We start from the raw sequence: 20,225 nt of genomic DNA on the forward strand, positions 1-20,225 counted from the left end.
GCCGGGAGGGGCGTGCTTCTGCACCTGGCCCGACGGGCCGCCGGCTGGGCCGGGCGCCTCCACCAGGCCCGACGTGTCGCCGGGCGGGGCGGGTGGATGGCGGGGCGGCTCGTCCAGCGCCCGCAGCGCCGGCAGCGGCGCGGCGGTCAGCGCCGCCACCAGCAGCGCCCCGGCCAGCACGAGGAAGGCGGTACGCAGCCCGAGCCACTCCACCAGCGGCCCGGCGAGCAGATAGCCCGCCGGGCCGGCGGCGTACGCGAACGAGGTCATCACCCCGACCACGCGCCCGCGCAGCCGTTCCGGGGTGCGGGTCTGCATGGCGTAGTTGGACAGCGGATTGACCGGCCCGTACGCCAGCCCGATCGCGACGGCGAAGCCGATCATGGCCGGGAACGGCGGCAGGGTGGCCAGCCCGACGAGCGCCACCCCGATGACGACGAGGGCGACCACCATCAGGGTGCGGCGACGGATCAGCCGGCCCGCCGCGCCGGAGGCGAGCGCCCCGACGACTCCTCCGGCGCTCATCGCCATCAGGATCGCGCCGAGCCGGGCCGGTTCTCCCTGGCCGACGAACCACGCCGGCAGGAGCACGCCCTCGACCGGCAGGTAGAGCGCGGCCAGCACCATCGTGAGCAGTGCGATGGTCCGCAACAGCCGGTCCCGCCAGACGAACCGCAGCCCTTCGGCGGTGCCGCGCCACAGCCCGGCCGGGGGGCGTTCGGGGCGGCCGGCCCCGGGCAGCCGGACGGCGGCGATCATCGCGACGGCCAGCGCGAATCCGGCGGCGGTGACCCAGAGCGTCGAGCCGGGGCCGATCGTGGCGATGAGCACGCCGCCGACGCCGGGCCCGATCAGGAAGGCGAGCCCCCAGACCGCCTCGTGGACCCCGTTGGCCCGTTCGATCCGCCAGCCGGCGGCCTGCGCGGCGGCGGGCACCAGCGTCTCCCGGGCGGTCAGCCCGGCCGGGTCGAACACCGCGCCGAGCACGGCCAGCGCCACGATCCAGCCGAGGTTCAGCCCGAGCAGGGCGTCGACCACCGGGATCGCGGCGACCGAGAGGGCGGAGAGCGCGTCGGAGACCAGCGCCGTACGTCGCCGGCCGAGCAGGTCCACGACGGTGCCGGAGACGAGGCCGGACAGCAGCAGCGGCAGCGCGGCGGCTGCCGCGACGACACCGGCAGCGGTGGCGCTGCCGGTGCGTTCCAGCACCAGCCAGGGCAGGGCCACGTTGGCGACCCCGTTGCCGGTGTTGGAGAGCAGGGTCGCCGCCTCGACCAGCAGCAGCGGCCCCGTCCGTGGTCCTGGCCGGCGGTGACGGGCACGGCGGAGGGATCCGGAGCCGATCATCGTGCCGCAAGCCTAGGGGCGGCGGGGCATCCGGACAGTAACCGCGGAGGAACCGGTGCGGCCGGCAGTGGACGGGGCCGGGGGCAGCCGCGCGGTGACGGCCGGCGAACGGTCAGCCGTGGTAGCGGGCGGCCACGCGTGGGTTGCCGGCGGTCGGGTCAGCGGATCTGGACGCCGGAGATGGCCCGGGAGATGACCAGCCGCTGGATCTCCGAGGTGCCCTCGAAGATGGTGTAGATCTTGGCGTCCCGGTACCAGCGTTCGACCGGGTGGTCGCGCAGGAAACCGGCCCCACCGAGCAGCTGCACGGCCTTGTCGGTGACGGAGACGGCCACCTCGCCGGCCTTCAGCTTGGACATCGAGCCCTCGCCGGCGGTGAAGGGCCGGTTGTTGCGGCCCATCCAGGAGGCCCGCCAGACCAGCAGCCGGGCGGCGTCGATCTCCATCCTCATGTCGGCCAGCGCGAACGCGACGGCCTGGTTCTCGATGATCGGGCGGCCGAACTGGACCCGCTCCTTCGCGTAGTCCAGGGCGTACTCGTAGGCGGCGCGGGCCACGCCCAGCGCCTGCGCGCCGACCGTGGGCCGGGAGAGTTCGAAGGTGCGCATCGCGGCCTGGCCCGAGGCGCGCCTGCCGGATCGGGCCCGGTCGAGCCGTTCGAGCAGGGCGTCCCGGCCGCCGAGCAGGCAGCGCCCCGGGACGCGTACGTCGTCGAGGAAGACGTCGGCGGTGTGCGACGCGCGCAGGCCCAGCTTGCGCAGCTTGCGGGTCGCGTGCAGGCCGGCGGTGCCCGGCGGTACGACGAACGCCGCCTGCCCACGGGAGCCGAGCGACGGGTCGACCGAGGCGGTGACCACGTGCACCCCGGCGATCCCGCCGTTGGTGGCGTACGCCTTCTGCCCGCTCAGCACCCACTCGTCGGTCGCCTCGTCGTAGACCGCGCGGGTGCGCATGGCGCCGACGTCGGAGCCGGCCTCGGGCTCGGTGGTGCAGAACGCGGCGACGGCCGGTTCGTCGACGGTGCCGAAGCACTGCGGCACCCATTCGACCATCTGGTCGGGCGTGCCGGCGCCGTAGATGGCGGCCACCGCGAGGGAGGTGCCGAAGATGCCCAGCCCGATGCCGGCGTCACCCCAGAAGAGTTCCTCGCTGGCGATGGGAAGGGAGAGGCCGGTGGGGTCGGCCCAGCAGGTGGCGAGGAACTCGAAGCCGTACAGGCCGACCTTCGCCGCCTCCTGGATGATCGGCCAGGGAGTCTCCTCGCGGGCGTCCCACTCGGCCGCGGCCGGGCGCACGACGTCGGCGGCGAAGCCGTGCACCCAGTCGCGCAGATCCCGCTGTTCCTCGTTCAGGTCGAGCGAGAACTCGGCCACGTCAGGCCTTGGGGATGTCGAACAGGTTGGCGATGTTGGCGGCCAGGCCCAGGTCGCCCTTGGCCTTGAGCTTGCCGGTCATGAACATCATGACGGGGTTCGCGCCACCGGAGATGATCTTCAGGAACTCGACCGGGCCCATGGTGAGGCTGAGCTTCGGGTCGTGCTGCGGGGTCTCGTTGACGGTGCACGTGCCGTCGGCGATGACCACCTCGTAGGTGTCGGTGCCACCGTCGGGGCGGCCGGTGATGCCCCAGTGGATGATCGCACTGGTCGAGCCGGCCCGGTCGGCGCGGAAGAGCTGCGGCATCCGGTTGAAGACCTCGTCGAGGACCTTGCCGCGCAGGTCGCCGGACATCACCTCGGCGATCTTGTCGTCCGGGGTGGACTTGACCAGCTGGGCGAACTCCTTGGGGCCGACGTTCGCGAAGTTGGCCGGGTCGAAGTCAGTCATGGGGCTGCACCTTCCGGGAATTGGCTACTCGTGCGTAACCTTACGGGCGAGTAGGTATGCTCGCAAGGTGTCCACCCCGCCCACCTTCAAGCGCCTCCCCCGCGCCGTACGCGAGCAGCAGATGCTCGACGCGGCCGTGAAAGTGTTCTCTCGCAGGGGATTCCACGCGGCCAGCATGGACGAGATCGCCGAGGACGCCGGCATCTCCAAGCCCATGGTCTACGCGTACCTCGGCACGAAGGAAGAACTCTTCGTCGCCTGCCTGCACCGGGAGGGCACCCGGATGACGCAGGCCATCGCCGGGGCGGCGGCCCCCGACCTGCCGGCCGACGAGCGGCTCTGGCGCGGGCTGCGCGCCTTCTTCGGGTTCGTCGGGGCGCACCGCGACGGCTGGGCGGTGCTCTACCGGCAGGCCCGGGGCGAGCAGCCCTTCGCCGGCGAGCTGGCCGGCATGCGTGCCCGGCTGGTCGAGGTGGTCGCCGGGATGCTCGACCACGCGCTGCGCGCCGAGGGGCGCGAGGTGGGCGAGACCGATCTGGAGGTCGTCGCGTACGCCCTGGTGGGCGCGACCGAGTCGCTGGCCGACTGGCTCGCCGACCACCCGGAGGCCGACCCGGAGAAGACCGCCACCCGGATGATGAACGTGGCCTGGATGGGCGCCGGCCAACTCATCCACGGCGTCACCTGGCAACCCCGGGTGGGCCCCTCCTGACCGGCCGACGCCGGCCCCTTTCGCCCGTCAGCCCGAGCACCTGCTGATCGGCCGCCGGCCGGCCCCTGACCGTCGACGGGGCGACGGCAGAGCGGGCTTCCATGGGGGAACGCGGATGGCGTGGGTGGTCCCGGGTGCCGCTGGCGCTCGGTGTCGGTGGGGTGCGCGAGGATGCGCGGGTGCTCGATGGTCTCGACAAGCTTGATGGTCTCGACGAGGTGCACTGGCGGCGGCTCGGCCACGCCTACGGGCCGGCCGACGACGTGCCCGGGCAGCTCCGCGCCCTGCGCTCGCCCGACCCGCAGGCCCGGCAGGGCGCCCTCGGCGAGCTGTACGCCAACATTTTCCACCAGGGCAGCCGCTTCGAGGCGACCGCCCACGCGGTGCCGTTCCTGCTCGGCCTGCTCGCCGACCCGGCCACGCCGGACCGCGAGTCGCTGCTCTCCCTGCTGACCGCGCTCGCGGTCGGCTACGACGAGACCTGGCTGCCCGACGGCTTTCCGGCGGCCGAGTTTCGCCAGGTGGCCGACGGTGGGCGGGAGTTGCTCGCCGCCAAGCCGCCCCCGTCGAACGACGACGAGGAAGAAGACGACGACGAAGAAGACGACGAGGAGGAGTACGACGAGTACGCGTACATCGAGTCGCTGAGCGCGGAGGACCAGCGGCGGTTCTGGGCGCACATCGAGCTGGCCGCGTACGACGCGGTGCGGGCCGGGGTGCCCCTGTTCCGTGCCCTGCTCACCGACGCCGACCCGGGGCTGCGCGTCGGAGCCGCGTACGCCCTCGGCTGGTTTCCGGAGGACGCGGCCGGCAGCCTGCCGGCGCTGCTCGCGGTGGCGGACGGCGCGGCGGAGGCCCGCGTGGTCGGCACCGCGCTGGCGGCGGCCGGGCTGCTCGGCGGCGCACCCGACGCCAGGCTGCTCACCGACCCGCGCCCGGTGGTCCGCTGGGCCGCTGCTGTCGGGCGGGCCCGGGTGCTCGGCGCGGCGGCCGACGAGGCGACCGTCGACGTACTGCTGGCCTGGACGGCCGCGGCGCCCGACGGGCCGCAACGTCCGCCGCACGACGGGATCGAGGTGCCGTTCCACGGCGGCGACCTGCACGGGTACGCGGGGCTGGCACTGCGGCAGCTCGGCCCCTTGCACGCCGACCGGGCATTCGACGCGCTGCTCGACCGGCTGCCCACGGTCACCGGCACGGAGGCGTTGCCGGTGGCGGCCGAGGCGCTGCGCCTCGCGTTCCCGGACGGCCGGCTGCCCGAGGGCACGCCCTACGACGCGCTCGCCCCGCGACAGCGGCGGCTCGCCGAGGTGCTGGCCCGCTCGCCGCAGACCTGGCTGCTCGACGGCCGGACGTTCGGCAACTTCACGATGCTCGTCGGCGAGTACGGGCTACCCCGCACCCGGGAAGCGCTGCTGACCTACCTCCCCACCGACCCGCCCCCACCCCCCTCGTGAACGCGGGCTGAACCCCACCCACCCCCGCGATCTTGCACTTCCTGCCCCGACATACCGGACATCAAGGGCAACCATGGGGCCGAAACTGCAAGATCGCCGGGGGCGGGGCGAGGCGAGGCGGGGCGGGGCGGGGAGGGCGGGGAGGGGCGGGGAGGGCGGGGTGGGCGGGGTGGGGTGGTTAGGGGTGGGGGGTGGTGTGGGTGCGGTGGCGTAGCCAGCGGAGGGACTCCAGGAGCAGCGTGATCGCTATCGAGAGGCCGATTCCGGCGAGGATGCCCTTGATCGGGTCGCGTTCGAAGGCCAGCCCGCCGAAGTACCCGAGCAGAGCGCAGTAGAGCGCCCAGCTCACCGCCGCGACCGCGTCGAAGAGCAGGAACGACCGGAGCGGGTAGCGGACCGCGCCCATGGTGAGGGTGACCGCCGTCCGGCCGCCGGGGACGTACCGGGCGGTGGTGAGGATCAGCCCGCCACGTCGGTGCACCGCCCGACGGGCCCACTCGGAACCGGCCCGTCGCCGGCTGTCCTCGGGGAACCGGGCGAGCCGGTTCGCGCCGCCGCCGCGCCCGATGGCGTACGAGATGTGGTCGCCGACGCAGGCGCCCAGCGCGGCGGTGACGATCACCGCCGCCAGGTTGGGGTTGCCACTGGTGGAGAGCACGGCGGCGGTGATTACGGCTGCCTCGCCGGGCACCGCCGGGAAGAACGCGTCGACCGCCGTGAGACCGAAGATCAGCAGGTACACCCAAGGTGAGGTGACCAGATCTCGGAGCAGGTCGAGCGCGGACTCCATGCCTCCCATGCTCGCCGCCCACACCAGCCCCGGCACCCGACAACCCGGATCCCCACCCCTCCCGCCCGCCCCACCCTCCCCCGCCGATCTTGCACTTTGCGCCCCGGCGAATCTCACAAAAGCCGCAAGTCGAGGACAGAAAGTGCAAGATCGACGTGGGAAGGCGGCGAGGGGGGCGAGGGGAGGGAGGAGGGCGCGAGGGAGGGGCGGGCGGGGGTCAGGGGGAGGGGAGGAGGAGGGGGCCTCGGGGAGTCTTGTCGGTGGAGGTGGGGCCGTGTGAGGTGAGCACTACCGGAGTGGCCAGTTCCGCGTGGACCGCCTCCGGCCAGTCGACGGGCGGGGACTCGTCGTAGAGCGGGCGGGAGCGCAGCAGGCGGGCGGTGAGCGCGGCCTGCCGGTCCAGGTCCCCGGGCGGGCCCGGGGTCAGCCGGTCGGTGGTGTCGTAGCGGCGGCAGATCCGCAGGCCGGGGCCGGCGAGGTCGAGGTGGGTCAGCGCCAGGCCGTCGACTCCGCCGGCGGCGGCGAGCGCGTACCGGTGGGCGACCGCGTCGAAGTGGCCGAACCGGAACCGGCCCTGCCACGGGTTCGTCGAGTTGTGCGGGTCGGCCAGCGGAAGGGTCGGGTCCTCGGTCACCAGCGGGCCGGGCCCGTGCCGGGTGGTGACCACCCGGAGCACCCCGATCCGGGTCGCGCCGCCGGGCAGGCCCGCCTCGGCGAGCAGGCTCTCGGCGTTGGCGAACGTGGTGGTGCTCCACGTGGTGTACGGGTGGAAGCCGTGCCATTCGTCGAGCAGTACCCCCTGCGCGCCCTCGAAGACGCAGGTCCCGGCGCGCAGCGCCCCGGCCAGCCAGCTCCGGTCGACGATCGCGACCCGCCCGGCGAACGCGGTGAACGCGGGCAGGCAGTCCTCGACGGGCGGCGCGTCCAGCGGGCCGAGTTCGGCGGTCAGCCGGTCCCGCAGGGCGGCCAGCCGGCGACGCAGCAGCGCCGGGGTGCGGCAGTCGGCGACCCGGGGCGACTCGTCTGGGTGGGCGAGGCCGTACGCGACGGTCTCGCCCACCCCGAGCCCGCAGGAGCCGTGCCGGTCGGCTCCCCGGGCGATCTCCCGGGCCCGGTTGGCGGCCCGGTGGTACGGGGTGGCGAGCAGCGCCTCCCCGTCGACGGTCAACCGGTCGAGCGCGTCGGGCACCCCGACGGAGGCGAGGTGGTCGGCCTCGGCGGCCAGCGCCAGCGGGTCCACCACCACGTGCCGCGACAGGTGCGTACGGACACCGGGGTGGAACGTGCCGGCGCCGAACTGCGCGAACGTGTGGTGCCGCCCGTCGGGCAGTACGACGTTGTGCGCCGCCTGTGCGCCCCCGTTGAAGCGGATCACCGTGTGCACGGGGCGGGTGGCGCAGAGCCAGTCCACCACTGTGCCCTTGCCGGCGTCGCCGTAGCCCAGGTCGACCACCGCAACGTGCCTCACAGCCGGGTCACCTCGTCGTGGCCGAGGCCGACCATCGTCAGGTGCCTCACAGCCGGGTCACCTCACCGCCGGTGTCGCGGAAGGCCGGCAGCGTCGACACCTCGGCACGCCGCCCCCGACCGAGGCGGGCCAGCGCCTTCGACACGGTGCCGGTGGCGCCCGAGCCGGCGCGGTCCAGGTCGCGCAGTCCCTCGTCCAGGTCGATGGCCTGCTCGCCGAGGCCGATGGTGAGGGCGATGGTCTCGCAGACCGCGTCGAGGTCGTCGAGCACGACGACGTTCTGCCCGAGCAGGTCCCGCCAGAAGTCGAGCACCTTCGTGTTGCCGGCGTAGTGGCTGCCGGCGGGGAGCAGGTAGTAGGTGTCCCAGCGGCGGGTCACCTCGTCGACGATCTGCCGCAGCGGCACGTCCTCGCGCAGGTCGTCGCCGATCAGGCCGGCCACCTCCCGGGCCTTCACCTGCGGGTACGCCAGTTCGTCGCCGATGATGAACAGGTAGCCGCGCCGGCCGCGCTTCTCCCAGCAGTCGGTGACGGTGTGCCGGGCCATGAAGTACATGGCCAGCTCGTACGACTCGGTCATCTGCCCGCCGCCGCCGCCCTCCAGCACGATCCGGCCGAGGTCGTCGTCCATGCGGTTGTCCGACTCGAACTGGCCGACCTGCAACGGCACCCGGTCGCAGGTGGCGTCGCCGATCGCGCCGAACATGATCTGCGGGTCGCGGGCGTAGCCCTGCCGTTGCAGCAGCCCGAGCAGTTGCGGCAGCTTGGCCTGGAGGGTACGCGGCACGCTGCGCATCGAGCCGGTGACGTCGAACAGCACCGCGATGGCTGTCGACTGCGGGTGCTCGTCGGAGTCGCGACTCTCGCGCGTCGCGTCGCGGGGGTCGAGGGCGGGGTGCACGGTCCGTGCCCCGCTGTCGCTGTACGAGAACGCGCTCTTGCCGGTGCTCCGGCGGTAGCGGTCGGCGGCGTCGTACACGTCGGTGGACCAGATTCCACTGCCCATGACAGCTCCTTAGGGGGTGAGGGTGAAGGGTCGGAAGGTGCGCGGCCCGTAGAGCCGTTCCAGCACCTGGTCCAGTTCGCGGAGCAGGCGCCAGGCGTCGTCGGGTCGCTTCTGGAGGGACCGCTGCCGGCAGCCGTGGGCGAAGTCGAGCAGTTCGCGTGGCGCGTGGCGGCCCATCAGCCAGGTCATGCAGCGGCTGGCCATCGCGATGTCGGTGCCCGGCCCGCAGGGCTGCTTCTTGAGGACCTCGTCCGGATACCAGTCCTCGTGGCCGGGCACGAGCGCCGGGACGGTGCCGCCACCGGTCACGGAGAAGCACCAGTCGACCAGCACCACGCCGTGCCCGTCCGGATCGATCAGCACATGCGGCGGCAGGACCGCGCCGTGCACCACGCCCGCCCGGTGGGCGAGGCCGAGTGCCACCAGCAGCCGCCGCCACATCCAGGCCACGTCGCGGGCGTCCAGCCCGTCGGGGTACGCGCGCCGGACCTCGCCGAGGTCGTGCAGGCCGGGCGCGGTGGCGAGCACGTTGATCCGCCGTTCGGCGCCGGTCGCGGCGTCCCGGTGCCGGAGCTCCTCGACGAGCCGGGGCACGTACGGCAGGTATCTCGGGTCGCCGCGCTCGGCGATGGTGCGCAGGGCGTGCGCCTCGCGGGCCATCAGGTCGTTGTCGGCGGGGCGCCGGGTCAGCTTGAGCAGCCGGTCGTCGCCGACGTCGTACAGGTCGGCCAGGTCACCGGAGTGCGTCGGCCGTCCGAGGCGGTAGTCGCCGAGGACAGTGACCTGCCGGGCCCGCCACCGGGTGGTGACCTGGACGAACGCGTCGGTGGCCTCGGCGCGTACCGCCGGGTCGGCCGGCAGGCGGTCGGGGTGCAGGGCCGCGACCAGCTCGCGGTAGCGCCGGGCCGGCCGGTCCGTGCCGAACAGGTCGTCGTCGGTGCGGGCCGCCGCGACCAGGCGGACGGCCTCCGCGGTCCTCACGGTGTCGGCTCCTCCCGGGCGGGGCGCAGCAGCGCCGGGTGCAGCAGCCGGGCGTCGCCGGCCCGGTAGAGCCGGGCGCGGGGGCCGCCCCGGGTGCCACCGCGCTCGGTGCTGGCACCCGTGCTCTCCACGAAGCCCGGCACGGAGATCACCTTGCGGTGGAAGTTGCCGGCGTGCAGCGGCTGGCCCCAGACCGTCTCGTAGACGGCGCGAAGCTCGCTGATCGTGAACTCGGGGGCGAGGAAGCGCGTGGCGAGCGGGGTGTATTCCAGCTTGGACCGGGCCCGCTCCAGCGCGTCGTCGATGATCCGGCCGTGGTCGAAGGCGAGCTGCCGGTTGGCCAGCGCGGTCACCGGCAGCCAGATCGCCTCGTCGGCGTCGGTGCCGGCGGCCGGGTCCGGCAGGTCGGGGGCGAACGCGAGGTGGGCAATGGAGACGACGCGCATCCGCGGGTCGCGGCCGGGGGTGCCGTAGCTGGCCAACTGCTCCAGGTGTACGCGGCGCAGCCGCTCGCCGCCGAGCCCGGTCTCCTCGGCCAGCTCCCGTCGGGCACCGGCGGTCAGGTCCTCGTCGGGGCGGACGAAGCCGCCGGGCAGCGCCCAGTGCCCCTCGAAGGGCGGCTGGCCCCGCCGGATCAGCAGCAGGTGCAGTACGCCGCCCCGGATGGTCAGCCCCACCACGTCGACGGTCACGGCGACCGCCGGGTAGGCCCGGGGGTCGTACGCGGCCAGGAAGTCCTGCTCGTCAGTCATGTCTCTCTCATTCTGAGAACATCTCGTTCTGAGAAGAACTTAGCGCACGGATGCGCCGCTGCCAAGCCCGGAACGCGGGTTCGGCAGCGGCGCCTCAGCGCACGGAACCCGCCAGGTGCGGTCGGCCGCGCAGGTCGTGCAGGGCGAAACCGCCGGCCGGCAGGAGGCTGAAGCTCACCGTGCTCGGCAGCGGCACCGGCAGCTTGAACGCCACCTCGACGGTGTAGGCGTCCGGCAGCCGGTTCTCCAGTGCGGCCAGGCAGCGGGCCTTGCTCCACATGCCGTGCGCGATCGGCCGGCGGAAGCCGAACAGCCGGGCCCCGAGGCGGGAGGTGTGGATCGGGTTGTGGTCCCCGGAGACCCGCGCGTAGTCCGTACCGACCCGCGGTTCGACCCGCCAGCGGGCCGGACCGGTCGGTGCCGGAGACCACTCGCCCCGGTCGCGCCGACCGCCGCCGCCCCGCTCGCCCTCCCTGCCGAGGTACGTCGAGACGCCGCGCCAGACCTCCTCCCCGCCGACCTGGCCGACCAGCACCACGTCGACCTGCCGCCCCCGGTCGTGCGGGCGCAGGTTCTCCGCGTACGTCGTGAAGTCGAGGGTCTCGTCGGCGGTGATCGGGCGGTGCACGGTGATCCGGTTGCCGACGTGCACCACGCCGGTCAGCGGGATGGGAAACTCCGGGACGGTCATCAGCCGCAGGGTCAGTGGGAAGCCCATGACGTGCGGAAACGTGGCGGGCAGCCGGTCGGTGAGCCGAAAGCCGCAGACCCGGTCGTAGTCGGCCAGGTGCGTCCGGTCGACGGCGATCCCGCCGACGGCCAGCTCGACGGCCGGGACGCCCGCCGCCTGCCGCCCACCGCCGACGCCGGGCAGCGCACCGAGCAGCGCCCGCCGGTAGAGCGCCCCGGCCGCCGGCATCCGGGGCAGCTCGACGCGCTGTCGGCTTCCCGCCCCGGCGTGCCCGCGCAGGTCGTGCGTCGCCTCGTCCGTCGGTGGGTGCCCGGAGTTGTCGTGCGTCGCCATCACGCCCCCAGCAGGCTCTGGCCGCAGACCCGGACGACGTTGCCGCTGACCGCGCCGGAGGCCGGCCACGCCAGCCAGCCGATGGTCTCGGCGACGTCCACCGGCAGCCCGCCCTGGGACATGCTGTTCATCCGCCGGCCCGCCTCCCGGATCACCAGCGGGATGCGCGCCGTCAGCCGGGTCTCGATGAACCCGGGCGCCACGGCGTTGACGCTGATCTGCCGCCCGCGCAGCGCCGGGGCGAGCGACTCGACCAGCCCGACCACGCCCGCCTTGCTGGTGGCGTAGTTGGTCTGACCCCGGTTGCCCGCGATGCCGGCGATCGACGAGACCGAGACGATCCGGCCGCCGGCCGGGATCAGCGCCCGCTCCAGCAGCACGTCGTTGATCCGCTCCTGGCTGGAGAGGTTGACGTCGATGACCGAGTCCCACCGGTCGGCGTCCATCCGCCCGAGGGTCCTGTCGCGGGTGATGCCGGCGTTGTGCACGACCACGTCGACCCGCCCGTGCCGGCCGGCCAAGTGCTCGGCGAGCCGGGCGGGGGCGTCGGCGGCGGTCAGGTCCAGCTGGACGGCCGTACCGCCGATCTCGTTGGCGACCGTGGCCAGTTCGTCCCCGGCCGCCGGGACGTCCAGCGCGACGACCTTGGCGCCGTCGCGGGCCAGCACCCGGGCCAGCGCCGCGCCGATGCCCCGGGCCGCCCCGGTGACCAGGACGACCTGACCGTCCAGCGGGCGGTCCCAGTCGGCCGGCGGCCCGGCCGTGCCGGCGCCGACCCGGACCACCTGCCCCGAGACGTACGCGGACCGGCCCGAGAGCAGGAACCGGAGGGTCGCCTCCAGGCTGGTCCAGGTGCCGTCGTCGGGGCCCTTCGTGACGTGGACGAGCTGGGCGGTGACGCCCCGGCCGAACTCCTTGCCGATGCTGCGGGTCAGCCCCTCCAGGGCCCGCTGGGCGGTCGCCTCCCGGGGGGAGCCGCACTCCTCGGGCGGGGTGCCGAGCACGACGACCCGGCCACTGGGCAGCACCGACCGGGCGTGCGGGTGGAAGAAGTCGTACAGCTGACGCAGGTCGGTGGAGTCGGTGATGCCGGTGGCGTCGAAGACCAGGGCGGCGTACCGCTGCCCGTCGCCGGTGGCGTCGGGATCGCGCAGCTCGACCCCGGCGGCGGTCAGGACCTTGCCGACCGGCTCCGCGAGCCGGCCGCCGGTGGCGGCGCCGAGCAGGACGGGGCCGGGGACCAGGGGGTCGCCAGGGGTGTGCCGGCGCAGTCGCGGCGGGTCGGGCAGCCCGAGGCGCTTGACCAGCGTGCGGCCGGCCCCCGATCGGACGAAGCTCGCGTACCTGTCGGTCATAGGCGTAGCCTACTGGCGAGTAGGTTCAGGGCAAGTCTTTCGAGGAGGCGGGATCGTGCAGAGCATCCGGCGGGTCGCGGTCATCGGCGGTAACCGCATCCCCTTCGCGCGGTCCAACTCGCGGTACGCGAGCGCGTCCAACTCCGACATGCTGGGCGCGGCGCTGGACGGGCTCGTCGCCCGGTTCGGCCTGGCCGGCCAGCGGGTCGGCGAGGTGGTGGCCGGCGCGGTGCTCAAGCACGCGAAGGACTTCAACCTGACCCGTGAGGTGGTGCTCGGCTCGAAGCTCAACCCGCACACCCCGGCGTACGACATCCAGCAAGCCTGCGGCACCGGGCTGGAGGCGGCCATCCTGGTCGCCAACAAGATCGCCCTCGGGCAGATCGACGTCGGCATCGCCGGCGGCGTGGACACCACCTCCGACGCGCCGCTGGCGGTCAACGAGGAGATGCGGCGCACGCTGCTCAAGCTGAACAGTGCCCGCACCCTCGGCGAGCGGCTGCGGATCGCCGCGAAGCTGCGCCCCACCCAGCCGTTCCGGCCGGAGATCCCGCGCAACGCGGAGCCGCGTACCGGGCTGTCGATGGGGGAGCACGCCGCCCGCACCGCGCTGCGCTGGCAGGTCGACCGGCAGGCCCAGGACGAGTTGGCGCTGCGCTCGCACCAGCGCCTCGCCGCCGCGTACGACCGGGGATTCTTCGACGACCTGCTGACGCCGTACCTCGGCCTGACCCGGGACCAGAACCTGCGCCCCGACAGCAGCCTGGAGAAGCTCGGCTCGCTGAAGCCGGTCTTCGGCGCGAAGGGGCCCGACGCCGAGGCGGCGACCATGACCGCCGGCAACTCGTCGCCGCTGACCGACGGAGCCTCGACGGTGCTGCTGGCCAGCGAGGAGTGGGCCCGTGAGCACAACCTGCCCGTGCTGGCCTGGTTCTCCTGGTCGGAGACCGCCGCCGTCGACTTCGTGCACGGCGACGAGGGGCTGCTGATGGCCCCCACGTACGCGGTGCCCCGGATGCTGGCCAGGGCCGGGCTGACCCTCCAGGACTTCGACTTCTACGAGATCCACGAGGCGTTCGCCTCGCAGGTGCTGGCCACCCTGGCGGCCTGGGAGTCTCCCGAGTTCTGCAAGGACCGGCTCGGGCTGGACGCCCCGCTCGGCACGATCGACCGGGAGAAGTTGAACGTCAACGGCTCGTCGCTGGCAGCCGGGCACCCGTTCGCGGCCACCGGTGGCCGGATCGTGGCGACCCTGGCGAAGCTGCTCGCCGAGAAGGGCGGCGGCCGGGGGCTGATCTCGATCTGCGCGGCCGGTGGGCAGGGCGTCACGGCCATCCTGGAGCGCTGACCCGCTCAGACGCGTCGGCGCCCGGCACGGGAACCCGTGCCGGGCGCCGACGCTTGGTGGGTCAGCGGAGGACGAACCGCTCGCCGAAGCTGATCGTGGCGCGGTTCGCGGTCAGTGGCGACGACCCCGTGCCCGCGCTGACGTAACGGTTGTTGACCGCTGCCTTCAGGCTGACCGTTCCGTCCGCGTTGCGGACCAGCGTGAACGTCCCCCATGGGCTGACCGCACCGCTGGCGTTGACCAGCGGCAGCGCCCCGGCGTTCGGCGCGAAGACGAAGCGGTTGTTGGCCTGTGCGAACAGGGCGACCTTGCCACTGCCGAGATCGACGATGTCGAACCGCTGGTTCCTGCCGAGGAGGTGGGTGCTGGCGACCAGTGGCTTCGCCGCGGCGGTGTCGGCGGTCACGAGCTGCTTGACGATCGCGGGCCGCAGGGACCGGTTGGCGTCGGCGAGGTTCACCCGGTGGAACCTCTCCGCCAGGGTGACCGAATAGGTGCTGGTGCGCAACACGCCACCGGAGCCGTACGCGCTGACGTACCGGTCGTTGGACGCCTTGAGGCTGAAGCTGCCGTCCTCGTAGCGGGTCATGGTGAACGTCTCGTTCGGGCCCACGGAGAAACTACGCGCGGAGACGACGTCGACCGCCGTGAGGTCGGGGCTGACGTAGGCGCCGGTGTGGTGGGAGAGCAGCGCCACCTGATTGGTGCCGACGTTCACCAGGTCGAACGCGTCGGCCGCCGTCAGGGTCGTGCGGTCGGCGGCCAGGGTGGGGCTCTGTGGCGACGCCTTGCCGACACCGACGTAGCGGTGGTGGGCCGGGGACAGGAGACCGATCGTGCCGGCACGCGGCAGGAAACTCACGCTGTACGCCCTGGCCCCCGTCATGGTGTCCTCAAGGGTGGCGGTGACGACGGCCCGGAACGTCCCGTGCCGGCCGTACCGGTGCCTGGCCACCGGACCGGCCTGGGTCACGACAGTCCCGTCACCGAAGTCGAACCGGTAGGACGTGACGGGCGTGAAGCCCGCCCTGGTGGTCGAGGCGTCGGCGGTGACCCATCCGGTGCCGGGCTCCTGAGTGAAGGTGGCCAGCACGACCGGGGCGGCGAGCGACTCCCGTGGGCCGCGGTCGGCCCAGGGGACCGGCCCGGCTCCCGTGTTCGCCCTCGACGGGTCGTCCCCGCGGCCTCGTCCGTCCCTGTCCTTCGCCGGAAAGCCGGGAGCGGCCGAGTTGGCCGAGTCGACCCGGCTCCACTCGTTGGCGTCGCGGATGTCGTGGGCGGCCTGCCCCGAGGCGGCTCGGAAGTCCGCCAGGGTCATGGGCTGGTCCCAGGCGTATCCGAGCGACTGGCCCGTGTTGTTGTAGTCGACGACGGTCTTCCCGCGCGACTCGCCGTACACCCCGATCTCTACGCCGTCGGTCGGGGCCGATTCGCAGAGACTCGTGTTCTTCGAGCCGCCGTTGTTGATGACCACGTTGTTCTGGACGGAGACGCGGTCGGACGCGCCGTCGACCCGGACACCGTTGCGGCAGCGATCCCGCAGGTTGTTGTTGCTGAGGGCGGTGTCGGTCGCGCCCCGGATCTGGACGCCGTCACCGTAGCCGCCGTAGACCTGGCTGTTGGCGATCACGGTGTCGGTCGCACCCGGCCGGACAGCGATGGCCGCCCCGCGGAAGCCGGTCACCGTACTGGCGAGGATCCGGGTGTCGGCGGCCGCGACGTCGATTCCCACGCCCTCCCCTGCCTCGGCGTTGGCGTTGCTGAAACTGGCCGAGGTGATGGTCGCGCCGCTGCTCGCCGCGTCCAGGAAGAGGCCGGTGGCGAGTCGCGGGCCGCTGCCGCTGACATTCCGCACGGTCGACCCGGTCACTCCGGCCAGCCGGAAGGCGGGCTGGGTCGATGCCCCCGTGGCACTGACGCCCACATCGTCGAGGACAACGCCGCTGGCGTCGTGGATGTCGACGGCTGGCGCCTCCAGCGCGCTGGAGATGCGGAAACCGCGGATGGTGACGTGGTGCTGGTGGTGTGCGACGAAGCCTGCGGTCGGCCCGCTGAGTACGACCGGACCGCCGGTGGCGGACCGGCCCGCAAGGATGGTGATCGGCTCTTGCACCGTGCCGGAGGCGGCGACGGTGACCCGTTCCGGGTACGGCCCGCCGTCGACCCTCACGGTCTGGCCGGCGCCGACCTTGGCGACGGCCGCTCCGATGGTGCAGAAGGGCTGATCGATGGTGCCGTCGCCGGTGTCGGCGCAGTTTTCGGGGATGAGGTTGTTGACGTGGATGGTGGTGGTCTCGGCGTGGGCGGGGGTCGCGGACGTCAGCAGTGTGCCGCCGATCATCGCGACCGCCGCGAGCCCGGCAAGGCGGGATCTGCGCATGCGGTGTCTCTCACGAAGAAAGGGAGACGGCCGGTACCGGCCGGAGAACTCAGATCATGACGCATCCGCCGTCTCTTGGCAGTCCCGCGGGGACGCGTCGCAGCACCGGCGGCAACTCCGCCGATCGGGCAACCTTTCTCGACGGTGCCTCCGTCCCCTGGGCATGAGTTCGACGAGAGGTTCCACGGCGTGAGGCCGGCCGACGAGGATGAGTACCGGCAGTTCGTGACCGTACGGTTGGAGCCGCTGCGCCGGATGGCGTACCTGCTCTGCCGGGACTGGCACACCGCCGACGACCTGGTCTCCATCACGATCGGGAAGCTGTACCGGCACTGGCGGCGGGTCCGGGCGGCGGAGAACGTGGACGCGTACGTGCGGGGGATCCTGACCAACGTGTGGCTGGACGAGCGGCGTCGGCCGTGGCGGCGCGAGAAGGTCACCGACGACCTGCCCGAACGGGTGGACCTCAATTTCCCCGACCCCTCGATGCTCGACCGGGCGGTGCTGCTGGAGTTGCTCGGGCAACTTCCCGCGCGTCGCCGGGCGGTCATCGTGCTCCGTTTCTACTGCGACCTGTCGGTGGAGGAGACCGCCCAGGTCCTCGGCACCACCACCGGCACGGTCAAGAGCCAGACAGCCCGGGGCCTCGAAGCCCTCCGTCTGCTGCTGGCCCGGCCGACGACCACGGGTGGTGACCTGTCATGACGTACCGGGAGATTTTCGACGAGGCGATCGGCGACGCACCGGTGTCGACGGTGGACGTGGACCGGGTGATCAGCCGGCAGCGGAAGGCCGGGCGGCTGCGGGCCTGGGGTGCCTCCGGAGTGGGCGCGGCAGCCGTGCTGGCGGTCACTCTCACGATGACCCTGCTGCCCGAACCGACCCCCTCGAACATCGTGCCGGCGGTATCACCAGCGGTGGTACCGACGATCACCACCACGGCCGGCACCCCGGAGGACGCGAAACGTCTGGAGGACGCCCTCGTAGCCGCCCTCGTCCGCGAGGTGCCCAACCTCACCTGGCCGGAGTCCGCCTCCCCGAACATCCCGAAGCTGGAGGAGGGGGCCAGTCCGCAGACCACGCTGGAGAACTACTCGATGTGGGCGACCGTCGGCGTCGGCGGTTCGACCGCCAAGACGAGCATGGTGGTCTGGCGGATCGGCGAGGAGATCTTCGCCCGGGGCCGTTGCGAGGACAAGCGGCCCTCGGATCTGCTGCACTATGCGTGCGCGGAGTCCACCGGCCCGGACGGCGCGCAGGTCAGGACCATCGAACGGACCTTCATCGACGCCAAGGCGAAGGACCGGAAGGGGGAGCACCAACTGAACATCGAGCTGCTCCGGCGGAACGGCACCCTGGTCACCATGCGGGTGTACAACGAACCGGGGCAGGGCGAACTGCCACTGACCGCCGAGCAGATGACCGCCGTGGCGTCCGACCCTGCCGTGGCTCTCGGCCCCCTGCCCCCCGGCGCGACGGTGCGACCGCCGCTGGAGCGGAGGCCAGACGAGTCGAGCGCCCCGGGCGTCCAGAAGCAGATCGACAAGGCGGTCTTCGCCGCCCTGCGAGCCCAGGCCCCCGGCGTCAAGGCGGGCGGCGCCGAAGCCGCCCTGGAGGATGCGTGGACGGGCTCCGGCGGCGACAACAGCATCGACGAGTACTGGGGCCAGGCATTTGTCGCGGTCAACGGGCGCAGCGGGCTCTTCTCGGTGCAGATCTGGCGAAAGGACTCCGGCCTCGGCGGTGACCTGACCTGCGGCCCACCGTCCAAGACGTACAGCTGCACGACCGGCGAGGGGCCGAACGGCGAACGGTGGCGGATCACCACCAACAGGACCGGCGGTAGCGAGCGGAACGTGCAGGTGCGGCGGAAGGACGGCTCCGCGGTCTGGGTGTCCCACAGCTCCGGTTCCGAGGACGCGTTCGCGCTGACCGCCGAGCAGCAGAAGGCCATCGCACTCGATCCGGCCGTGGCCCTCCCCGGGAAGTAGTCTGGCTGGTCGACGCGGTCGTGGACGGCCCCCGGGTCGTCCACCACCCGCGCGAGCAGCGGGCCGTCGCGTTCGATCCAGCGGTTGCCCTGGCTGCCCGGTAGGACGTCAGCGGGAGGTCGCCGGTGGGTGGTGTGCGTGCCACCGGCCGGCGACCTTCCGGCTGTCGCCGCTGGTGAGCGGCCGGACGTCCTCGTCGGGGCCGCGTCCGTGGCATGAAAGACTGAGGTACGTGACGATCCCGAACGTGCTCGCCAACCGGTACGCCTCACCCGAGCTGGTCGCCCTCTGGTCACCGGAGGAGAAGATCCGGATGGAGCGGCGGCTCTGGCTCGCCGTGCTCCGGGCCCAGCGCGACCTCGGCATCCCCGTGCCCGACGGTGTGGTCGAGGCGTACGAGCGGGTGCTCGACCAGGTCGACCTGGCCTCGATCGCCGAGCGGGAGCGGGTCACTCGGCACGACGTGAAGGCCCGGATCGAGGAGTTCAGCGCGCTCGCCGGGCACGAGCACGTGCACAAGGGGATGACCTCCCGGGACCTCACCGAGAACGTCGAGCAGCTCCAGGTGCGCCGCTCGCTGGAGCTGGTCCGCGACCGGGTGGTCGCCACGCTGGCCCGGCTCGCCCGGCTCGCCGTCGAGCACTCCGACCTGGTCATGACCGGCCGCTCGCACAACGTCGCGGCGCAGGCCACCACGCTGGGCAAGCGCTTCGCGTCGGCCGCGGAGGAACTGCTCATCGCGTACGAGCGGCTGGACGACCTGATCAACTGGTACCCGCTGCGCGGCATCAAGGGGCCGGTGGGCACCGCCGCCGACCAGCTCGACCTCTTCGACGGCGACGCCGACCGGGTGGCGGAGCTGGAGCGCCGGGTGGCCGGGCACCTCGGCTTCTCCCGGGTGCTCGACAGCGTCGGTCAGGTCTACCCGCGCTCGATCGACCTGGCGGTGCTCTCGACCCTGGCTCAGGTCGCCGCCGCGCCGTCGTCGTTGGCGACCACGATCCGGCTGATGGTCGGCCAGGAGTTGGCGACCGAGGGCTTCAAGCCGGGGCAGGTGGGTTCCAGCGCGATGCCGCACAAGATGAACACCCGCTCCAGCGAGCGGGTCAACGGCTTCGCGGTGATCATCCGGGGTTACCTGTCGATGGTGGGCGAGCTGGCCGGCGACCAGTGGAACGAGGGGGACGTCTCCTGCTCGGTGGTCCGCCGGGTCGCCCTGCCGGACGCGTTCTTCGCCGCCGACGGGCTGTTCCAGACGTTCCTCACCGTGCTGGACGAGTTCGGTGCGTACCCGGCGGTGATCAATCGCGAGCTGGAGCGCTTCCTGCCGTTCCTGGCCACCACGAAGATCCTGGTGGCGGCGGTCCGGCGCGGCGTCGGCCGCGAGGTCGCCCATGAGGTGATCAAGGAGCACGCGGTCGCGGTGGCCCTGGCGATGCGCGAGAAGGGCGCTCCCGAGAACGACCTCTTCGACCGCCTCGCGGCGGACGGCCGCCTGGGCCTGACCCGCGGCGAGATCGATGCCCTCGTCGCCGACCGCACCGCCTTCGTCGGCGCCGCCCCCGCCCAGATCGAGGCCGTCGCCCGCCGCGTGACCGCCGTGGTGACCGCCCACCCCCAGGCCGCCACCTACACCCCACCCCCCATCCTCTGAACCCACCCCACCCACCCCCCACCCCCAGGGTTGATCATGAGGTTGGCGGCGAAGTCGATCTCAGGATCCACGGCCAACCTCATGATCACCCGGGCTGGGGGGTGGGAGTGGGGTGGGGTGGGTGGGTGGGTGG

The 20,225-nt window shown here is 73.0% G+C and carries 16 protein-coding genes and 1 pseudogene; 6 read left to right on the top strand and 11 right to left on the bottom strand.

Annotation, left to right across the window (positions count from 1 at the left end):
* Positions 1-66: 66 nt before the first annotated feature.
* The 3 genes and pseudogenes from AB0D32_RS05685 to AB0D32_RS05695 form a co-directional block, all read right to left on the bottom strand.
* Positions 67-1,347: pseudogene (locus tag AB0D32_RS05685) on the bottom strand (MFS transporter); the annotation flags it as partial.
* A 158-nt stretch (positions 1,348-1,505) separates the two neighbouring features.
* Positions 1,506-2,720 (bottom strand): acyl-CoA dehydrogenase family protein, encoded by a 1,215-nt coding sequence (locus AB0D32_RS05690; protein WP_357085304.1) that lies wholly within the window; start codon positions 2,718-2,720, stop codon positions 1,506-1,508.
* A 1-nt stretch (position 2,721) separates the two neighbouring features.
* A complete protein-coding gene (locus tag AB0D32_RS05695; protein ID WP_357085306.1) occupies positions 2,722-3,174 on the bottom strand; it encodes an SCP2 sterol-binding domain-containing protein in 453 nt (150 codons plus the stop codon).
* Positions 3,175-3,241: 67 nt separating this feature from the next.
* Between AB0D32_RS05695 and AB0D32_RS05700 the strand changes: the two genes are divergently transcribed.
* Positions 3,242-3,886 (top strand): TetR/AcrR family transcriptional regulator, encoded by a 645-nt coding sequence (locus tag AB0D32_RS05700; RefSeq protein WP_357085308.1) that lies wholly within the window; start codon positions 3,242-3,244, stop codon positions 3,884-3,886.
* Between the two features lie 179 nt (positions 3,887-4,065).
* On the top strand, positions 4,066-5,343 hold the full coding sequence (locus AB0D32_RS05705; RefSeq protein WP_357085311.1) for a hypothetical protein: 1,278 nt from the start codon (positions 4,066-4,068) through the stop codon (positions 5,341-5,343).
* A gap of 178 nt (positions 5,344-5,521) precedes the next feature.
* Here the strand turns inward: AB0D32_RS05705 and AB0D32_RS05710 are convergent, their stop codons facing one another.
* From AB0D32_RS05710 to AB0D32_RS05740, 7 genes are all read right to left on the bottom strand, one after another.
* Positions 5,522-6,133, bottom strand: coding sequence for a DedA family protein (locus tag AB0D32_RS05710; protein WP_357085313.1), 612 nt, complete (start codon positions 6,131-6,133; stop codon positions 5,522-5,524).
* Between the two features lie 217 nt (positions 6,134-6,350).
* On the bottom strand, positions 6,351-7,601 hold the full coding sequence (locus AB0D32_RS05715) for an adenylosuccinate synthetase (protein WP_357085315.1): 1,251 nt from the start codon (positions 7,599-7,601) through the stop codon (positions 6,351-6,353).
* 46 nt (positions 7,602-7,647) lie between these two features.
* Positions 7,648-8,607, bottom strand: a complete 960-nt coding sequence (locus tag AB0D32_RS05720) for a hypothetical protein (RefSeq protein ID WP_357085317.1) — start codon at positions 8,605-8,607, stop codon at positions 7,648-7,650.
* A 9-nt stretch (positions 8,608-8,616) separates the two neighbouring features.
* The gene (locus AB0D32_RS05725; protein WP_357085319.1) at positions 8,617-9,588 is read right to left on the bottom strand and encodes a serine/threonine protein kinase; all 972 of its coding nucleotides are present in this window, start codon (positions 9,586-9,588) and stop codon (positions 8,617-8,619) included.
* Positions 9,585-10,340, bottom strand: coding sequence for an NUDIX domain-containing protein (locus tag AB0D32_RS05730; protein ID WP_357085321.1), 756 nt, complete (start codon positions 10,338-10,340; stop codon positions 9,585-9,587). Before AB0D32_RS05730 ends, AB0D32_RS05725 begins: the two co-directional genes overlap by 4 nt.
* 94 nt (positions 10,341-10,434) lie before the next feature.
* Positions 10,435-11,364 (bottom strand): MaoC/PaaZ C-terminal domain-containing protein, encoded by a 930-nt coding sequence (locus tag AB0D32_RS05735; RefSeq protein ID WP_357085323.1) that lies wholly within the window; start codon positions 11,362-11,364, stop codon positions 10,435-10,437.
* On the bottom strand, positions 11,364-12,719 hold the full coding sequence (locus AB0D32_RS05740) for a 3-oxoacyl-ACP reductase (RefSeq protein WP_357085325.1): 1,356 nt from the start codon (positions 12,717-12,719) through the stop codon (positions 11,364-11,366). The genes AB0D32_RS05735 and AB0D32_RS05740 overlap by 1 nt, the downstream gene beginning before the upstream one ends.
* Before the next feature lie 55 nt (positions 12,720-12,774).
* Here AB0D32_RS05740 and AB0D32_RS05745 point away from each other — a divergent pair, with 55 nt between their 5' ends.
* Positions 12,775-14,067: an acetyl-CoA C-acetyltransferase gene (locus tag AB0D32_RS05745; RefSeq protein WP_357085327.1), complete on the top strand. Its 1,293-nt coding sequence runs from the start codon at positions 12,775-12,777 to the stop codon at positions 14,065-14,067.
* Between the two features lie 61 nt (positions 14,068-14,128).
* Here AB0D32_RS05745 and AB0D32_RS05750 read toward each other — a convergent pair whose 3' ends face one another.
* Positions 14,129-16,447 carry a right-handed parallel beta-helix repeat-containing protein gene (locus AB0D32_RS05750; RefSeq protein ID WP_357085329.1) on the bottom strand — a complete coding sequence of 773 codons (2,319 nt, stop codon included), beginning with the start codon at positions 16,445-16,447 and terminating at the stop codon, positions 14,129-14,131.
* 189 nt (positions 16,448-16,636) lie between these two features.
* Between AB0D32_RS05750 and AB0D32_RS05755 the strand changes: the two genes are divergently transcribed.
* From AB0D32_RS05755 to purB, 3 genes are all read left to right on the top strand, one after another.
* Positions 16,637-17,152 (top strand): SigE family RNA polymerase sigma factor, encoded by a 516-nt coding sequence (locus AB0D32_RS05755; protein WP_357085331.1) that lies wholly within the window; start codon positions 16,637-16,639, stop codon positions 17,150-17,152.
* Positions 17,149-18,438, top strand: a complete 1,290-nt coding sequence (locus tag AB0D32_RS05760) for a hypothetical protein (RefSeq protein ID WP_357085333.1) — start codon at positions 17,149-17,151, stop codon at positions 18,436-18,438. The genes AB0D32_RS05755 and AB0D32_RS05760 overlap by 4 nt, the downstream gene beginning before the upstream one ends.
* A gap of 232 nt (positions 18,439-18,670) precedes the next feature.
* Positions 18,671-20,092 (top strand): adenylosuccinate lyase, encoded by a 1,422-nt coding sequence (purB, locus tag AB0D32_RS05765; RefSeq protein WP_357085335.1) that lies wholly within the window; start codon positions 18,671-18,673, stop codon positions 20,090-20,092.
* The last annotated feature ends 133 nt before the right edge of the window (positions 20,093-20,225 follow it).

The sequence above is a fragment of the Micromonospora sp. NPDC048170 genome, from assembly GCF_040652795.1.
Lineage (GTDB): Bacteria > Actinomycetota > Actinomycetes > Mycobacteriales > Micromonosporaceae > Micromonospora.

Excerpts from the sequence above, each read along its gene's own strand:
- AB0D32_RS05695 (WP_357085306.1), bottom strand. The coding sequence starts at position 3,174 with ATGACTGACTTCGACCCGGCCAACTTCGCGAACGTCGGCCCCAAGGAG.
- AB0D32_RS05710 (WP_357085313.1), bottom strand. The coding sequence starts at position 6,133 with ATGGAGTCCGCGCTCGACCTGCTCCGAGATCTGGTCACCTCACCTTGG.
- AB0D32_RS05720 (WP_357085317.1), bottom strand. The coding sequence starts at position 8,607 with ATGGGCAGTGGAATCTGGTCCACCGACGTGTACGACGCCGCCGACCGC.
- AB0D32_RS05730 (WP_357085321.1), bottom strand. The coding sequence starts at position 10,340 with ATGACTGACGAGCAGGACTTCCTGGCCGCGTACGACCCCCGGGCCTAC.
- AB0D32_RS05735 (WP_357085323.1), bottom strand. The coding sequence starts at position 11,364 with ATGGCGACGCACGACAACTCCGGGCACCCACCGACGGACGAGGCGACG.
- AB0D32_RS05740 (WP_357085325.1), bottom strand. The coding sequence starts at position 12,719 with ATGACCGACAGGTACGCGAGCTTCGTCCGATCGGGGGCCGGCCGCACG.
- AB0D32_RS05750 (WP_357085329.1), bottom strand. The coding sequence starts at position 16,447 with ATGCGCAGATCCCGCCTTGCCGGGCTCGCGGCGGTCGCGATGATCGGC.
- AB0D32_RS05760 (WP_357085333.1), top strand. The coding sequence starts at position 17,149 with ATGACGTACCGGGAGATTTTCGACGAGGCGATCGGCGACGCACCGGTG.